The following is a 16,243-nucleotide window of genomic DNA, read 5'->3' on the forward strand; positions in this document are numbered from 1 at the left end:
AGAAAGGAATAAAGCATGTCTGTATTTGAAGCAATGACTTTAATGTTGGCTTTTGCCACATTGGTTGTGCTGATACTAGACTTTAATAAACCAAAAAAATAATCGTCTTTACACTTTGACAGGTGCGAAAAGACGATTATCAATCAATTTTTAAACCTTGTCCACCGTCTTTTTAACGGTGCTGCTGTTGGAGAGTCATGTTCAAGCATGGCTCTCTTTTCATTTACATAATACCACATTTATAGTTAAGGAAACAACCTTAATGATTAAGCATGTATTCATTTTTAGATTTTAAATTTTTAGATTTTAAATTTAAACTTCTAATATAATTTTGATCAACAAATAAATTTTCACTATTTACAAGAGGTATAACTTTCCTTTCAACCGCTATAGATATAGCACTAGTTTTGTATCTAAACAATAACCTCCTGGTAGAATAAGCAATCTCCAAATATTTTCTAGAGTTAGATTTATTAAAGGTCAATTTCTTATCAAATCTATGTAAGACAATAAGCACATTTTCATTTATTACTTTTTTTATAAGTTCCTGCCACCACAACAAATCTGTCGCTCCTAGGGACATGCCAAATATTACAAATAAACCAGTTCTATTTATAATACTATACAATTGTCCTAACTTTAAATAATCATATTCATCAATTGTTTCTGGTTTAATTAAATAATTTAGCTCTGCTGTTGAGAATAGACTCCTATTTAATTGCGATCTATCATTCACTCCTAAGAAAGAACCTTTTCCTAAGCTTTCATGAACATGAATATTTTCCCCAAGTGCGACTGTAACTTTATAAGTTTCATCTATTTTTAGTAATTCATACAATGATTTTTCAACGACTTCCCAATCAATTTTTAGAATTGCTCTATCTAAAATGTTTGTATAATTAAATTGCAGAAAATTAATTTTGATTTCACATGGTGACATTTTCGGATGAAGTACTTCTGCAATTTGTGTGAAGAAAACATCATCCAATTCTTTTAAAAATGAAATTAAAGCATCTTCTAGATTTGGAATATAAGCATTTTCCTCTTCCATTTTAAGATAATTTTCAAAATCCTCATGAAATTCCTCTAAAGAATCTAAAAAATGTTTCTTATCAAAAAGTTCCTTTCCTAAATCTGTTTCTGTAAACTGTTCATTTTTAGCTAAAAAGTCATTAACTTCTCGTTCTGACTTAGTTGACAAACCTATCATCCACTCAAAATCAGACCATTTTACAACATCTTCTTTTATTTGGTTGTAAAAAAAATTATTCTTTATTTTGTTTTTTGAAAACTCTCTCAACATATACTCATAAAATTGATTGTAAGAAGTTTTAAGACCATACATCATATCAAACCCATTACCTACCAAATATGTTATCTCCATTAATCCTATCTTCCCTTCAGCTCTGTGTAGTTTTTATACTTACTTTTTTCATTCACTCAAAATTTATCCGTTCTCTATCTAACCCTCTAAATCATTGTAACTACATTACACCTCATTATACTTTATTTTTAGATCACATTTCTATACTTTCTTCTTACTTTTTACTTGACTACCCCAATATATTGGGGTATACTATATATATAGTAAAGAAACACAAATCTAACATAAAGGATGGATGAGAGATGAAAGGGTTTTTAAAAAGATACGCACAAGAAAAAAAAGGATGGTCACTCTACAAACTAGCAAAAGAATCGGGTATTAAAGAAACCACGCTCAGTTTTGCTAATTCTAAATCAGTACATAATTTATCTGCTTTAAATATTAAATTGATTAGTGAAGCAGTTGGTGAAACACCTGGTACAGTACTTGATGAATTAACGGAATTAGAAAAAGAAATGGAAATGGAAACTACGTACTGGTATAACGAAGGAACCGACTCCTTGCTAACTTGGAAAGAATATAAAGCATTAATAGAGCGCGAAGCAAAAGAATGGTATGAAGACTTACAAGAAGAGGAAGAAGAACTTGATGATAGTGATAAAACTAGCCTTGAAACACTTGTACAGTTATCATTTGAAAACGAAAGCGATTTTGTTCTTTCTGATAGTGAAGGCAATCCAATAAAAGAATGGTAAACATAAAATAAATATAAAAAAAGGATGGTAAAAAAGATGAATTTAAAAGAGCTAGTTAGAGAAATCAAAAACAAAGATTACACAGCGAAATTGAGTGGAACGGATAGCAATAGTATCACACAACTAATTATTCACGTTAATAATGATGGCAACGAGTACGTGATTAGCGAAAGCAACTTCGAGTCAATTGTTGAAAAATTCGTTTCTACATTCGAAAATGGCTGGGATGGTGCCTATGAGGATGAAGAAGAATTTTACAACGATATGCAAGATATTGTAAAAACACATTTTAAATAATAACGACAACAAAGACCTCCAAGTTTTTAGCTTGGGGGTCTTTATTATCACTTGCTACAGCTATCTTAACTGTTTTTAGCTTGAACAAGCATTTTAATTTCATTTACCAACCTTGCAGCTGTCATGTTGGCCAAGTAAAGATAATCAACTTTCAAGCTATCTAACTTCATTTTCATAGCATGACTCGCATAAGAAGTTAACAGAAATACAAAATCGAATTGTTGAAGGGATTTATTTAATCGATCAACCGTAGAAAAGATAGAAAGATCAGGTATTTCATTTTTTAGATCAGTGTTAAGTTTAGGGTACCCACCCACAACAGCTATTTTCAAGCCTTCCAAGCTTATTTCTGCTGCATCCGTTTCTTTAACAGCATCGACTTTGGTTGCTGCTTCCAACTCGTTCACTTTTCTATCTAGTAATTGTTCCAGGATAGAAATGGTTTCTTCTCTTGCTTTAAGTTCTTCTTTATTCCAGGTGTGCTGCTCCCCCTCTAAAAACTTTATGCGATCCTGAAGATTTTTGTTTTCTTGCTGCAGTAACTGATTTTCTCTTTTCATTTTCTGCTCATTACTTATTTGTACCTGGTGTTTTACCTCGACTAATTCTAAATCACTTTTCAATAAACCCTTCCTTAGTTTATTATATGATTTTGCGACAATCAGGCTTTCTATACCGGTTAAAACAAAGTAAGGGAGCATTCTATTAGACAGTTTGTTGCGTACAGCTATCGCAAATAACCTTCTTAGATCATCCTTCTTGATCTCAACTTGCTCCCCATATTCTTCTGTAGAAATTTGTTCCGATAGAAAGATATATTGAAAAGCACTTATATCTTCTTTACTTAATCCCTTGTGTTTATATAAAACCTTTATTAAGTTCGTATAGTTTGTATATTTTCGCTCAGGAAAATACTCTTTCACTAAGTTAATGGCCACTAGTTTATCTTTTTCTGATAAACTCGAAAACACATCACCTTCCGAATCCCAGTGCTGCAAAAGTTCATAAACATAGCCAAGGGTATCATCTCTATCTATTCCATTATTTCCTAATAAAATAAGAACATAGTCCACAACTCGTTGTGGTAAAGCATTAACTTGTTGTCGCATTTCATCTAAATGTAACTCATAATATTCTGGTGAATCTTCTTTAATTATGTATCTTTTTAACAAAAGTCCAATTTTCGAGAAAAAAATTGTCGTTAACTCATCTTGAATTGTATTATTTTCCATACTCAAGCATACTAATCCAAGAATTTTTCTTGCTCGTATTTCATCATCAGGTGGTAATTCTCGGATTCCTGAAGAATTCCAAAATGGGCTTTTTTGTGCCGCTTGATAAGCTTCTAGTGCATGATTATCAAAAAGAACCGTAATATCCTTTTCATAAATTTTGGTAGATAATGCTCTTACTAAAAAAAGTGTTACATCCATCAGAATGCACCTCCCGTTGCTAACCTTATTTTACCATTTTGTACCGTAAAATGATAACCTCTACATAATAAAAAGGCATCATCGCTACTGTTCTGATACCTTAATACTTCTTATTGCTTACTAAATACTTTAGCTATTTTTTATTCTTCTCTCTCTTAGCAAGTTCTTCAAAAATAAGCTCCTTAGATTTCTCAAAGGTCATATGAACTAACTCTAAACATTCATTTATTTCTGCTGTTGACAGTTCTGCTAAAGCTTCTTTTGTTTCTTGTATTTCCGCTTCCCAAGCTTTTCTTTTCCTCTCACTTTCCATATATTGTCTAATTTGTTCAGCTTGTAAATTATATGAATCACTATATTTATCATCAAAATCAAAATTAAGAACTTCAGCAATTTCATCTTCTGTTAGATGATATTTCTCTAAAACTGCTTTTAATTCATCCTCTCCATCCACGCGCTCTAACAATTGCTCATCAAAGATATAACTCCAATCGCCTGTGTCCTTTTCCAAGTCCTCTATGCTATAGCTGTGTAATGATGAACTAGAAAAATTTGTGATATTCACGCATATTCCTTGAAACGCTTTAATTGCAACCACATAGCCATCACGATAATTTTCAAATCGGGTCCAACCATTTTGAACAGTTTTTATTTCATATTTTTTCATGTCTTCCAAAGTTATCAGCTCCTATTTTTTTATCTAGTAAATCCTTTACTTTTAGCATTTCTTTCATCTAGTAGTTCTTGTACTCTATCCTCATCAGCCATAGCCATGGCTTCAAAGAAAATCTTACTTATTTCTGATAGCAATGCTTCTTCTGTTTCTCCTTGAAATAAAGTCAAAATTATACTCTCATCATCTAAATTATCATCAAAAGGAGTTATTTCTTGAAAGATGGATTTATTTTTAATATCAATAAACGCGTCCAGATGACAATAAGGTTCATCTACATACCCCGTTGCAATAGGAATGTTTTCCCCTTTCTTAACATAATCTTTTGTGAGCTCCACCATACTAATCCTGTACTCCTCTAAATCATCGTCTTCTTCGCTAAATTCTCTTGTCATGTAGTCCGCAGCTGCTAAAATCACTTTATCTTCAAATTTTAAATCTTCTTTTTCATTTATCGCATTGGGTTCTTCTTCTGTTCTCCACAAATACTTGCCATCACAGTTTAAGTTGTAGAGTACTTCTTCCAGGAGCTCTTTAGTACCTTCTAAAAATAATCCAGCCTCTTTTTTGGAATACGTATAACCAACTACTTCAATCCCTTTTCCTAAGCCAAGTCGCTTATAATTTTTCATGTAAAGTTTATTTCCAGATTGGTCCAACTTGAATATCACTTCACCAGATAAGCCTTCACTATATAATTCACGCATTATTACCCACCTCTACTGTTTTTTTGAAGTTCCATCTTTGTAATCTAGTACCATTCCCAACTCTACATTAAATACATATACATTAAATTTTATGCTTGTATCTTCAATAGATTGAGCTTCCATTTGAACACCACGAGAAAGTAACTCTCCTTCTCTAAAAACAGGAGTAATCCTATAGCGCACGTGATTATTCGTTTTTCTTAAGTAACTAGCGACTTCATTTTCATACTCTAGCATTCCAGGAGCGTTCAATGATCGAGTTCCTGTCATTAAATTTTTCGGATTATTATTCTCACCTGTAAGTTGATACCCAATCAAGTGACAGCGATTATATAGCCACCCAGAAGAAGTTTTTTTATTTTTCCAAGCTGTAGGATTGATATATAGTGCTTCTCGTTCTTGAGTTGGCATCAAGCTTTTATGGAGCATTGCATTCGCTTCACCGACTCGGTTTAATTTATCTAAGTCGGTAAAGCTTTGCCACGTCCCTTTCGATATTGCCAAATCTTCTTTATCAAAAGTAGGAACATTACTATTTACTTGTATCACTTGATTTGTACCATCAAAGGTTAAATTTGCTAGGGTACTATTACTTTTTGCATCTATAGTACCTTTAGCAGTAGTTTCTGTGTTTGGGTTTAATTTTTGCCATACTCCTGTTTCATAAACCCCTGCACCTATCAAAAGAAATGCGATAAATGATAAGATTATTTTTTTCATAAGTCACCTCCGTTTTGTTGTATTTTCGAGATAAATCAGGTAATCATTTAAGGCATCTTTTGCGAATTCTAAACCCGCTATTGCATCCTCCACTTCCATATATTCACCTGTGTTTACTTTGCTTTTTGGAAAACCATCCATATATTTTCGTTCTTCATCAATCATTGTATCGATAATTTTTTGTTGAATTTGTAAAATACCTAAAGTTTCTCTAATAGGTTTTCTTTGACTGATTGTCATATTCTTCTACCTCTCTGCTTCGATTTTTTAGATTGGGATTGTTACATATCACATTACTTTTGTGATATAATTTCTATATTGTTTTTTTACTAAGAGTACCTTTGTGAAGTTGCCGCTTCTCAGGTACTCTTTTTTTGGCATCGATCCATACAATCGTTCCAACAAAACACAATATTATGAACATAAAAATTGCTACCAACATGTCTAAACCATACATATGACCACCTCATTTCTTATATATTCATTTTACCATATTTATATTAACATGTCTATATTAATATGTTATTTTTATAGACATGTTTTTATTAACATGTTATTATGATTATGAGGTGAACTTTAATGGACTTTCCTATACAAAACTTAGAAGAGTTAAAGACTTATTTAGCTAGCAATTTACTAACTAAAACAGAAGCTAGAGCAATTACAAAACAATCTCAAGCCGCATTTAATCAAAGTATACAGACAGGAACATTAAACTCGTTTTATGAAAAAGGGGAACATCAATCGAAAGTCCGCCTTTTTCTTAAAGAAGAGTGTGAAGAATATGCACGAAACAAAAAAAATGCTCCAAAAAATTAGTAATTTAAAAGACCCTCCGATAAATGCGAGGGTCTTTTTGAAGTATTCATTTATTGTTAGAACGGTAAATCGTCATCCGATATATCAATTGGTTTTGTTTCACGTGCAAAAGGATCACTTGGTTGATTTGCTGGCTTTTGATCATTAGACTTTACTGGTGGAGCATCATTTTCTTCAGGCATTGCATTCCTTGCATCTTTACGTGGCTCCAGGAACTCTACACTCTCCACAAGCACTTCTGTGACGTAAACACGCTTTCCATCTTTTCCTTCATAATTACGCGTAGTAATCTGTCCATCTAACCCCATTTGATGACCTTTTTTCACGTAATTAGCTATATTCTCCGCAGTTTTTCTCCAAGCAATACAGTTAATATAGTCCGCTGCACGATTCCCATCTTTATCTGTACGCGCGCGATTAACAGCTAATGTAAATGTTACTACAGCTATTCCGTTTGGCGTATATCTCAATTCTGGCTCTCTGGTTAATCTACCTACTAATACAACACGATTTATCATATAATTTCCTCCTAAAAATGTAATTTGTATATTTTACATAATAATAATTTAATGATATAGTACAATTAATAACCCACAAAAGAGGTGTCTTTATGAAAGAAATCATTGATACTCTATCAAATACTGCTTTAAATGATGCTGAGAAACAAAAATGGTTGAATTCTTATTTAGCCGAAAATTTGTTAAACACTTCTGAAGCTGCTGATTTAATTAATGTTAATCGCATTACTATTGATAATTACGTTAAAAGAAATCTATTAACGCCAATAATCAATCGACCTCATAATAAAGTGTTTTGGAAATCAGACTTACTAGAACTAAAACAAATAGTTGCCGAAAATAAGAAAGATCCGCGTGGCTGGCATAAACAAAAGTAACAGTAGTTGCTTTTGTTTTTTTAATTGAGAAACCAAAACAGAAATATAATAAGCGATAATCCCAGAAGGAATAGCCATGTTTTTTTGATTAATTCAATAATCAAAAGTATAGTTCCACCCAAGGCAAAAAGATTAATGAACGATCCACCAGCAAAAAACAACAAAGTCTTCAATAACAATAATGCTCCTAACAAACTAAACACCAACGTGCAATATGGACTATGTGCAAATTTTTGAAACAAAAGTATACTTTTTTCACGAATAGTCATTCTATCTCATCCCTTCTGATTTATCTTAGCTTAATTATAACATATATTTTATATTATGTATAATATAAAATATATGTTTTTTATTTAATTTTTTCAACCTGTTCCTTTTCCACTTGCTTCTCTTGTGTGGCTGATCCTTGCAACTCTAATTGAAAGTTAAGCTTGTTTTGCTTTTCTAAACTGTCTTCCAATTCATTTTCATGAATGAAAGGTTTGGTTACTTCCACCTTAGTGTCCTCCCAATCTTTTAGATACATCTGCAAGTCAATTTTAGTTTTATCTAACTCTCCTGGGATACCATAGTATACGTTCTCTAATTTGATGATATTTCCTATCCCCTTTTCAATTTGATAAGGGGTATCATATTCCTTTTCTCCTACTAAAAGTAAGTTCTTTTGAAAGTTACTTTTTGCCAGGTAAATATCAAAGTCATGAAAAGAACCAATTTTTTGTTTTTCTCCTGTTTCTAATTTCAATAACATAGAAATGTTTTCTAGCGCTAAACTCGCTTCTTTCCGGCTATCAAAGCACTTATCACCTAATTGAATAGCAAACGGAAGTTTAGCCCCGTCACTGTCCTTATTAGGGACTTTAATAGCATCCAGTTCTAAGCTCTCTACATCTTTCTGCAATTTTTTCACGTTTACCGGAAACTTCTCTTCCAGATCACTTTGCATTGTAAGTTTTGCATTTTGCCATTCTCCTTTCAAAATTTTCAACCGCATAACTTCATTATCCAAAGTCATTTTCTCTGCTAAAAGTGGATTACTTGTAGCAATTGCTTTTACTTCAGCTGCTGATAAAACAGTTTCATCTATATCCGAGCAATCACGTGAAATGCTTTTGCCCGTCATAACTTGTGAGATAAAACTAAGCTTTTGCTCTTGAATCTGCCAGAGATAGGCATCAAAAGTAGATTTAGTTACATAGCGATACATATAGACAGACTCATTAGTATTTCCTTGTCTAACAACACGTCCATCACGTTGGATAATATCAGAAGGGCGCCAAGGACAATCTAGGTGATGCCCAGCAACCAATTTATCTTGTACATTCGTACCAGTTCCGACTTTAGAGGTACTACCTAGAAGCACCCTTACTCGCCCATCTCGAACCTTTTGAAAGAGCTTTTCTCTTTGCACGTCCGATTTCGCATCATGAATAAATGCTACTTGATCTTCCGGAATTCCTTTTTCAATTAAAATTCGTTTTACTTCATCGTACACATTAAATTTATCTTTTTTAGGTGTTCCAGAGTCACAAAATATCATTTGTGTCGATTTCAACTCTGTATGCTTTTCCCAAATTTGATAAACATTTTCCGCACAGGTGTTTAACTTGCTTCCCTGATCATTTGGTGCCAATGGATTAAGCAGCCGAGGATCAATTGCTAACAATTTTGCTTCGTGTGTGAGCTTCAGCATATTATCAGTCGAAGAATCTACTGCTCCTAGCCTTATTTTTTCTGCACGATCCACAAAACTTTCCATAACTTCTAGTTGATATGGAGTAGCCTCTGTTGCTACAATTTCAGCTTGTCCTCCATTAATAATTGGCACAGGCAAATTTAACATATCACTTGTTTGAATATCCGCTACTTCTGAAAATAAATTCATTAGCTCCGGTAAATTATGGAACTTAGCAAACCTTGCTTTCATTTTATAACCACCTCCTTCCGGTGTGGCTTCCAGACTAGAAACTACTTCTCCAAAGGTTGAAGCCCATTCATCAAAAGAACTTATAGACATTTGATCCAAAGCATCTGGTTGTAAATAACGCTGCATTACGTACATTTCAGACATAGAATTAGAAATGGGAGTCCCAGTTGCAAACACCACACCTGCACCGTCTTGTATTTCTTGCATATACTGGCACTTCATTAACATATCCGTTGCCCTCTGACTATTTGACTGACTAATACCAGCAACCCCCTGCATTTTAGAATATACAAAACAATTCTTGTAATTATGTGCTTCATCAACAAACAAAAAGTCTACGCCTAATTTTTCGAAGTCAATCACATTATCTTTCTTTGATGTATTATTTAACTTGTCTAAAGAAGTAGTTAATTTCTTCTTCATGCCTTCCATTTGTTTAATTGTCCACTTTTGCCCACTTGTTGCTTTTTGTTGATAAATTTCATTTTCTATCTCAGTAATTTGACTATTGATATAGTTGCTCTGCCTTTCTACACTCAGCGGCATTCTCTCAAACTGACTATGTCCAATCACAATTGCATCATAATTTCCAGTCGCGATTTTGGAAGTGAACGTCTTTCTATTCTCTTTTTGGAAATCCTTTTTACTAGAAATTAGTATGTTGGCTCCAGGGAAAAAGCGTAAAAACTCCATCCCCCATTGATCCATCAAATGATTAGGTACAACAAACATCGGTTTTTTTACTGTTCCAATTCTTTTTAAATACATGCCAGCTGCTATCATAGCTGCTGTCTTTCCGGCTCCAACTTCATGCGCCATAAGAGCAGTTTTTTTCTGTACAATTCTGGCAATAACATTTTGTTGATGGGGACGAAGAGTCAATTCTTTACTCATGTTAGGAAAGCTCAAATAAGAACCATTAAAATTTTGTGGTACAATTCGATTAAAACGATCATTGTAAAGTCTTCCTAATTTAACGGAACGATTTCGTTCTGCAAATAACCATGAGGCAAATTTTTCCTGTAACTGTTGTTGCTTCCCACGAACAACCATTGTTTCTTTCGCATTCACAACGCGTTTTTCAATTAAATTACCATTCTCATCTAACTCTCTCACTGTGTTATAAATTGTTGAAGACTGTAGATTTAAACAATCCTCCATAATTTCATATCCATTTAAGTGATCAGATCCAAAAGTTTTATTTGCACGAATGGATCGAGGTTCTCTAAATTTCCCTTGTATACTCCACTTAGAAGTAATGTTGCAATAGTCAATTCCTATGAAGTACTTATTTGTTTCTGAACGCCTATTGCCATAACTTGTTTCAAAACAGTCGTACATGAATTCTTCATATATTTCCTTTGGAATCCAAGTCGAACCAATACTGTATTTAATTTCGGATGGTTTTAAATCAACTGGCTGTACACTTTCCAAAGCATCCACATTTCTTCCATATATTTCCGGATGGATACTAGCAATTTTCCGTGCTTGTGCAAGCTTTGTTTTTACATCTCCCGAAAGATATGCCTCTTTGGTTACCCATTCACCTGCAATAGTTTCCGTCGGTTCTGGCTCAAAAAGCACATTGGTGTATGGCTCAAAATAAATACTAGTGTCCAACTCTTCAATGAGTTTTTCTTGAGAAACTTGATAGACACCTTTCATCAATCCTAAGTCTACATAACCCACTTTATTTAGCGAATAAATTAGCGCTTCTTCAGCAGTCGTTATATTTACGGTTTCAAGCGCTGGTCTGATAGTCGCTTCTGAGAAAATCATCGCTTTATGGAATTGCTTGTTTTCATTATCCGGAACTTCAATGGAGCGCAGTAATGGCAATTGATCATCTGCTTGAAAAGCTAGTTGGTTTGCTCTATCATTAATGAATCCATTTTTACGAACGAATTCATCGTATACTTCGTTTAAAATTAATTGCGCATTTTCTAGTTCTTGCTGTTCATAGGAGCTCTCCTGAATATTAATAACATCTAATAAAGCATCCTTTATTTTGAGCATACCTTTGATTCTTTCTGCTGCTTTCCCGGTGATATCTTTCCTTTCTAAGACATCTTTTTCCACATAGTAAATAGAATCGTTCATTATCTTGTAGGTGAAACATCTTTCATCCGTCCTAGGAATAAACGATTCCCCTTTTACCTTTTTCGTTTCATTAGGGATGGTTTTTTCATTAACTGTATCCATTTCAGCATTCCAACTAAAAGAAGACTCTGATAGCTTTGAGCGCAGTCTTTCTTGAAACGCAACTTTATCATAATCTGGAATAAATACTTCTTCCGTCTGTCCGTGGAAGTTTTTTACTCGTATATCCCCTAAAATGTTAGTTGGATTATCTATGAAATATTCATTCCTCCATAGTTTTTCATTTCCTAACTGTTTGGAATCCAGCCAGGTTGCCGAAGGGTCATTTTTCACCTCATCCTTAGAAGTATCTAATGTAGCTTGTACCTCGGATTTTTTCTGGAAAAATATTAAATCAGAAGTAACATTTGTTCCTCCAACCTGTTTAAACACATTGGAGGGCAATCTGACACCAGCAACTAAGTCAAGTTTCTCAGCTAATTCCATTCTAGCTTTGCTATCCTTTTTATCCATTGTTCCTGTGGAAGTGATAAAAGCCATTACTCCACCTGGTTTAAGAAGTTTCGCCGACTTTTGCATAAAATAGTCATGAATTTTGTAGTTTTTCTTCATGTCTTTATCACTTATTTCAAAATCTCCAAATGGGATATTACTAATAATCAAATCGAAACTTTCTTCTCTAAAATGACTTTTTTCAAAACCTTTTATCTGAATATCAGCATCAGGATACAAATACTTGGCGATTTTTCCAGTGAGTGGATCCAACTCCACACCATGCAACTTAGAACTTCTTAATTTTTCCGGTAACTTGGAAAAAAAGTTCCCCGTTCCCATCGATGGATCTAAAATGTTACCGCCAGTAAAACCTTTACTTACAAGCATTTTGTATACTTCTTCTACAATAAATGGCTCTGTATAATAAGCTGTTAAAACACTACTTCTGGCTTTTACATACATATCTTCCGGTAATAACTTTTTTAACTGCTTATATTCTTTTTCCCATGTTGCATTAGATGGATCAAAAACTTCTTGTAGTCCACCCCAGCCAGTAAAGCGTGCTAAAACCTGTTGTTCTTCTAAGCTAGGTTCACGGTTAGCAGCTTCTAATACCTGGATCAATTGAATAGCTTCCATATTCGCCTTAAATTTAGCTTTCGCCCCTTTTGGATAAGGATTATTTTCATCTCTATAGTAGTTACTTCCTTTTTTAGAAGGTGGGTTTTGAATTTTCACTACCCCCGAATTCTCACTAATTTCCATGCTTGGCGTATTATCATCCATTGATTGCGAAAACAAATCAAATTCTTCCGCAAAAAAAGAAGCTTCTGTAAGTACAGAAACTTCCTTTTCATTATGATTATTGTCAGTTATCGTGGTTGAAGAATGAAGTCTTTCATCACTGTTTCTTTCGCCATCATTCTTATCCAATTCAGGTGCTTCGTCACGACTAACGGATTGTGGCTCTCTGGTCTGGGGTAATTTTTCTCCAGTATTGCTTCCAGGCTCATTTGTTTTCGTGTCGCTTCTAGTTCTATCTCCTGTAAAAATGGTAGGAGCTTTTTGTACATCATCAAATACTGATATCTCTCCGGCTTGTTCTCCTCCAGGTAGTCCAGTACCGCTTTCCCGTATTCCCCTACCTGCTTTCTCACGTTCTGATTCGTTATTTTGATCTTGGGATAACTCTTTCCGTCCGGCATTTGTTCGTACATTATTTTTTCCCTGATTTTTTCGATGGTCATTATCTATCATCCTCTCTTTGTCATACTCTTTCTTCCAGCTTTCAATTTCCGTTAATATTTGCCTTGCATTATTAAAAATAGTATTACCGATGTTTGCAAGTTGTTCTAGTGTTTGCAACTGTTCTAATGCTGAGAAGGCTATTTGGTAACGCTGACCTTCCACTTCATTCTCATTCAAAGGCTTTTCTGGAATACCTAATCTATGCTGCATTAAATAATAGACACTATTTCTTACCAATTCATTATTTGGTACATCTTGAATAATTCGTTTCATCATTCCAGCCCTTAATTGTTCAAAATAATCATCAGAGGGCTTTAAATTCCAAGAAGATACGAGTGCTTTATAAGAAGTTTCATCAAACTTCCACTGATCTAGCATAATAGGCTTACCATTTGTTTGATCTACATCAAAAAGAGCATGTGTTTCAAAGGCTTTTTCCCCTTGAAAGTTCGTTACAACTATCGCTTTTGCGTGTTCATTCACTTGTCTTCCTAATTTTTGCCACACTGCTTCACTCGCTAATGCAGTCACATAAGGCACTTGCGCATACGTAAGTAGCACATTATCAAAGCTATATTTATAAATATTGGTAGAAAATGCTAAAAATCGTTGCCATTCTCTCGGATTTTTTTTAAATAAAGAAGCCATCTCACCAAATAAATCTAATAAATTGGTTTGATTAGCATCTAGTACAAATTTTTCTTTCATCATAACACCCATTTTTATATTATGCAAATTATAAAAGTTATACCAAGGTATTAATGATTAATTCCTTGGTTATGTCCTTTATCTTTTAAATCTTCTACTTGTTTTTGATCTAAATCTAATTTTTCTAGCGCATCATTTTGAGATACACCATTTGAGAAGTAAGCTAGGCTATATGATGAATTTTCCAAAACAGCTTCCTGTTCGCTAGTCATTGTTTGGTTTTTCGCGATTAAAGCAGTTTGCGTTTCAGGTGTCATGATGATTGTACCACTTGTTGCCGCAGCTACTTCAAATAGTTCGTTTCCTTTCAAATCCAAAACTTCATCATTATCTAAGTACTCAAAATAACTGCTTAATACATTGTGAGAATCTCCCCTAACGCCTGCTTCATTGGAAGATGTCATTTCGCCATTAGGCCATAAGAACATCGCTTCATCGGCATCTTTTGTAAAATGATGTCCATTATCATAAACAAATTGATTTAATTCTTCTTCATCAAACAGAATATAATTAGTACTATTCATAGTTAATTCATCCAGATCTAGTTTTTTCAATCCTTGATTTTGAGAAATGCCTTCCGTAAAATATTCAATCTGGTAACTTGAATTTCCGAGAATTTCTTGTTGTTCTTTAGTCATGGTTTGGTTTTCTGCAATTGAGGCTGTTTGAGATTCAGGTGATAATAAAACAGTCCCTACAGTGGAAGCTGCCACTTCAAGCATTTCATGTCGTGACATCTCAAAGATTTCATTCTTATCCAGGTATTCAAAATAACTACCTAAAACATTATGATCGTCACCTCTGATACCATACTCATTAGAAGATGTCATATCTCCATTGGGCCATAAAAACATAGCCTCCTGAATATCCTCTGTAAAGTGATGCCCTGCTGCCTCCACAAATTGGTGTAATCGATCTTCTTCAAACAACATAAAATTAGTACTGTTCATTCTTTTTCCTCTTTTCTTTTAATTTATTTACATAAAAAAGAAACCTCAAAGAATTGCAGAGGCTTCTTTTTATTGCCTAATTTAATTGACTTACCTATATCCAGCATGTTTTACTTTGTTGATCCGCTTGATGGTAATTCTTTCATTACTTTCAATGAAACACCCATCAACCCTTCTACTTTTGCTCTCTCTTCATTCAAATCTTTTGCATCAATTTTCTTGACCCAATTTCGTTTTCCAACGTTATATGCGCCATATTTATAGCCCAATTTCCGCAGCGTTAGCCGATGGTCATAGGCGTTACGAATAACGAGATAATAAACAAAAGAGGTTTGAAAGTCCACTGCATGATGTACACAAATTGATTTATCTTCTATACCTAGTTCATTCAGTTCACTTTTTTCTTCCCACACAGTATCCCGATTAAATTCTCCTCTCCAAACCTCTTCAAAACTGAGATATTTATATCCCCAATCTTTTAATACATCTCGGAATTCGTAACCGTTTTTCACATCTAAATAGAAAATGTTGTCTTTGTAGGAAATTTCTGGGATTTTCCAATAAACAACTGGTCCATGAAATTTTTCTAGCTTTTCCAATTCTTTTACACTGATCAAATTTAAGTCCATCTTTGCTAACAATTTCATTCCGACTGCAGTCACCAATACATTATGATAATACGTGTAAAATCTTTCTCTATGTGCTGACTCCCCATAAAACGTATATTCAATATGATGTGATAAGTCATGCAATGCTGTAAGAAGTATTTCTTTTGAGTCCCTGGACAAATTAAAGATACGAATTCGATGAAGATCAGCATTATAATCACCATCTTTTTTTGCTTCTTTACGCTGACATTCCACCGAAAACCGTTGTAATTTTTCTAACGGATGCGTGTTGCTAGGGAATGCATACTCCAGAACATCATTTAACAAAGTCTTAATCTCCATGTTCGTATTGTTGCCATTTAGCTCTGCCATCAAATTTTCTCCTCTCTGCCTTTAGGACTATAAACAGGTCGATAAATGTTAGCTTGTTCACCTACCGTGGTGACAAATCCAACTAGTTTAACGTCACTTAGGCTAACGAATAAGTCTTCCTTAAAAAATTGAGTGTCTTCTTTTTTGTTTAAAATCGGTAGTTTACTATCTAATACATATTGTAGTGTCACACTATACAAATGAATGCCCTC

Annotated in this window: 16 protein-coding genes; 5 read left to right on the forward strand and 11 right to left on the reverse strand. The window is 33.9% G+C overall.

The annotated features are described in order from the left end of the window. Positions 1-15: 15 nt before the first annotated feature. A complete protein-coding gene (locus HCB49_RS14475) occupies positions 16-102 on the forward strand; it encodes a putative holin-like toxin (protein WP_220089436.1) in 87 nt (28 codons plus the stop codon). 157 nt (positions 103-259) lie between these two features. Here the strand turns inward: HCB49_RS14475 and HCB49_RS13960 are convergent, their stop codons facing one another. Next, on the reverse strand, positions 260-1,384 hold the full coding sequence (locus HCB49_RS13960) for an AbiH family protein (RefSeq protein WP_185605293.1): 1,125 nt from the start codon (positions 1,382-1,384) through the stop codon (positions 260-262). Between the two features lie 242 nt (positions 1,385-1,626). On the opposite strand from HCB49_RS13960, the gene HCB49_RS14410 reads away from it, so the two are divergent. Both HCB49_RS14410 and HCB49_RS13970 read left to right on the forward strand, forming a co-directional pair. After that, positions 1,627-2,079, forward strand: coding sequence for a hypothetical protein (locus HCB49_RS14410; protein WP_230912289.1), 453 nt, complete (start codon positions 1,627-1,629; stop codon positions 2,077-2,079). A gap of 36 nt (positions 2,080-2,115) precedes the next feature. Further along, positions 2,116-2,376: an AcrIIA4 family anti-CRISPR protein gene (locus HCB49_RS13970; RefSeq protein WP_185605294.1), complete on the forward strand. Its 261-nt coding sequence runs from the start codon at positions 2,116-2,118 to the stop codon at positions 2,374-2,376. A 65-nt stretch (positions 2,377-2,441) separates the two neighbouring features. Here the strand turns inward: HCB49_RS13970 and HCB49_RS13975 are convergent, their stop codons facing one another. The 5 genes from HCB49_RS13975 to HCB49_RS13995 form a co-directional block, all read right to left on the reverse strand. Further along, a complete protein-coding gene (locus HCB49_RS13975) occupies positions 2,442-3,809 on the reverse strand; it encodes a hypothetical protein (RefSeq protein ID WP_185605295.1) in 1,368 nt (455 codons plus the stop codon). Between the two features lie 133 nt (positions 3,810-3,942). Further along, on the reverse strand, positions 3,943-4,485 hold the full coding sequence (locus tag HCB49_RS13980; protein WP_185605296.1) for a hypothetical protein: 543 nt from the start codon (positions 4,483-4,485) through the stop codon (positions 3,943-3,945). Between the two features lie 20 nt (positions 4,486-4,505). Then, positions 4,506-5,189 carry a hypothetical protein gene (locus HCB49_RS13985; protein WP_185605297.1) on the reverse strand — a complete coding sequence of 228 codons (684 nt, stop codon included), beginning with the start codon at positions 5,187-5,189 and terminating at the stop codon, positions 4,506-4,508. A gap of 12 nt (positions 5,190-5,201) precedes the next feature. Beyond that, positions 5,202-5,909 carry a DNA/RNA non-specific endonuclease gene (locus HCB49_RS13990; RefSeq protein ID WP_185605298.1) on the reverse strand — a complete coding sequence of 236 codons (708 nt, stop codon included), beginning with the start codon at positions 5,907-5,909 and terminating at the stop codon, positions 5,202-5,204. Between the two features lie 3 nt (positions 5,910-5,912). After that, positions 5,913-6,149, reverse strand: a complete 237-nt coding sequence (locus tag HCB49_RS13995; RefSeq protein ID WP_185605299.1) for a hypothetical protein — start codon at positions 6,147-6,149, stop codon at positions 5,913-5,915. Positions 6,150-6,488: 339 nt separating this feature from the next. On the opposite strand from HCB49_RS13995, the gene HCB49_RS14000 reads away from it, so the two are divergent. Beyond that, entirely contained in the window at positions 6,489-6,728 is a 240-nt protein-coding gene (locus HCB49_RS14000) for a hypothetical protein (protein ID WP_149056080.1), read from the forward strand. A 56-nt stretch (positions 6,729-6,784) separates the two neighbouring features. On the opposite strand, the gene ssb is transcribed toward HCB49_RS14000, so the two are convergent. After that, positions 6,785-7,246 carry a single-stranded DNA-binding protein gene (ssb, locus tag HCB49_RS14005; RefSeq protein ID WP_185605300.1) on the reverse strand — a complete coding sequence of 154 codons (462 nt, stop codon included), beginning with the start codon at positions 7,244-7,246 and terminating at the stop codon, positions 6,785-6,787. 92 nt (positions 7,247-7,338) lie between these two features. Between ssb and HCB49_RS14010 the strand changes: the two genes are divergently transcribed. Continuing rightward, positions 7,339-7,623: a MerR family transcriptional regulator gene (locus HCB49_RS14010; protein ID WP_185605301.1), complete on the forward strand. Its 285-nt coding sequence runs from the start codon at positions 7,339-7,341 to the stop codon at positions 7,621-7,623. Positions 7,624-7,972: 349 nt separating this feature from the next. Here HCB49_RS14010 and HCB49_RS14015 read toward each other — a convergent pair whose 3' ends face one another. The 4 genes from HCB49_RS14015 to HCB49_RS14035 all read right to left on the reverse strand — a co-directional run bounded on the left by HCB49_RS14015 (position 7,973) and on the right by HCB49_RS14035 (position 16,231). Then, positions 7,973-14,104, reverse strand: a complete 6,132-nt coding sequence (locus HCB49_RS14015; protein WP_260479533.1) for a helicase-like domain-containing protein — start codon at positions 14,102-14,104, stop codon at positions 7,973-7,975. A gap of 47 nt (positions 14,105-14,151) precedes the next feature. After that, positions 14,152-15,051, reverse strand: a complete 900-nt coding sequence (locus HCB49_RS14025) for a hypothetical protein (protein ID WP_185605304.1) — start codon at positions 15,049-15,051, stop codon at positions 14,152-14,154. A gap of 110 nt (positions 15,052-15,161) precedes the next feature. After that, entirely contained in the window at positions 15,162-16,031 is an 870-nt protein-coding gene (locus tag HCB49_RS14030; RefSeq protein ID WP_185605305.1) for a hypothetical protein, read from the reverse strand. Beyond that, positions 16,031-16,231: a hypothetical protein gene (locus tag HCB49_RS14035; protein WP_185605306.1), complete on the reverse strand. Its 201-nt coding sequence runs from the start codon at positions 16,229-16,231 to the stop codon at positions 16,031-16,033. Before HCB49_RS14035 ends, HCB49_RS14030 begins: the two co-directional genes overlap by 1 nt. Positions 16,232-16,243 lie beyond the last annotated feature (12 nt).

Origin of the sequence: Listeria cossartiae subsp. cayugensis (assembly GCF_014229095.1) — a bacterium.
Lineage (GTDB): Bacteria > Bacillota > Bacilli > Lactobacillales > Listeriaceae > Listeria > Listeria cayugensis.

Coding starts and splice junctions, on each gene's coding strand:
- HCB49_RS13995 (WP_185605299.1), bottom strand. CDS start 6,149: ATGACAATCAGTCAAAGAAAACCTATTAGAGAAACTTTAGGTATTTTA.
- HCB49_RS13990 (WP_185605298.1), bottom strand. CDS start 5,909: ATGAAAAAAATAATCTTATCATTTATCGCATTTCTTTTGATAGGTGCA.
- HCB49_RS13985 (WP_185605297.1), bottom strand. CDS start 5,189: ATGCGTGAATTATATAGTGAAGGCTTATCTGGTGAAGTGATATTCAAG.
- HCB49_RS13975 (WP_185605295.1), bottom strand. CDS start 3,809: ATGGATGTAACACTTTTTTTAGTAAGAGCATTATCTACCAAAATTTAT.
- HCB49_RS14475 (WP_220089436.1), top strand. CDS start 16: ATGTCTGTATTTGAAGCAATGACTTTAATGTTGGCTTTTGCCACATTG.
- HCB49_RS14030 (WP_185605305.1), bottom strand. CDS start 16,031: ATGGCAGAGCTAAATGGCAACAATACGAACATGGAGATTAAGACTTTG.
- HCB49_RS13970 (WP_185605294.1), top strand. CDS start 2,116: ATGAATTTAAAAGAGCTAGTTAGAGAAATCAAAAACAAAGATTACACA.
- HCB49_RS14410 (WP_230912289.1), top strand. CDS start 1,627: ATGAAAGGGTTTTTAAAAAGATACGCACAAGAAAAAAAAGGATGGTCA.
- HCB49_RS13960 (WP_185605293.1), bottom strand. CDS start 1,384: ATGGAGATAACATATTTGGTAGGTAATGGGTTTGATATGATGTATGGT.
- HCB49_RS14025 (WP_185605304.1), bottom strand. CDS start 15,051: ATGAACAGTACTAATTTTATGTTGTTTGAAGAAGATCGATTACACCAA.
- ssb (WP_185605300.1), bottom strand. CDS start 7,246: ATGATAAATCGTGTTGTATTAGTAGGTAGATTAACCAGAGAGCCAGAA.
- HCB49_RS14015 (WP_260479533.1), bottom strand. CDS start 14,104: ATGATGAAAGAAAAATTTGTACTAGATGCTAATCAAACCAATTTATTA.
- HCB49_RS14000 (WP_149056080.1), top strand. CDS start 6,489: ATGGACTTTCCTATACAAAACTTAGAAGAGTTAAAGACTTATTTAGCT.
- HCB49_RS14010 (WP_185605301.1), top strand. CDS start 7,339: ATGAAAGAAATCATTGATACTCTATCAAATACTGCTTTAAATGATGCT.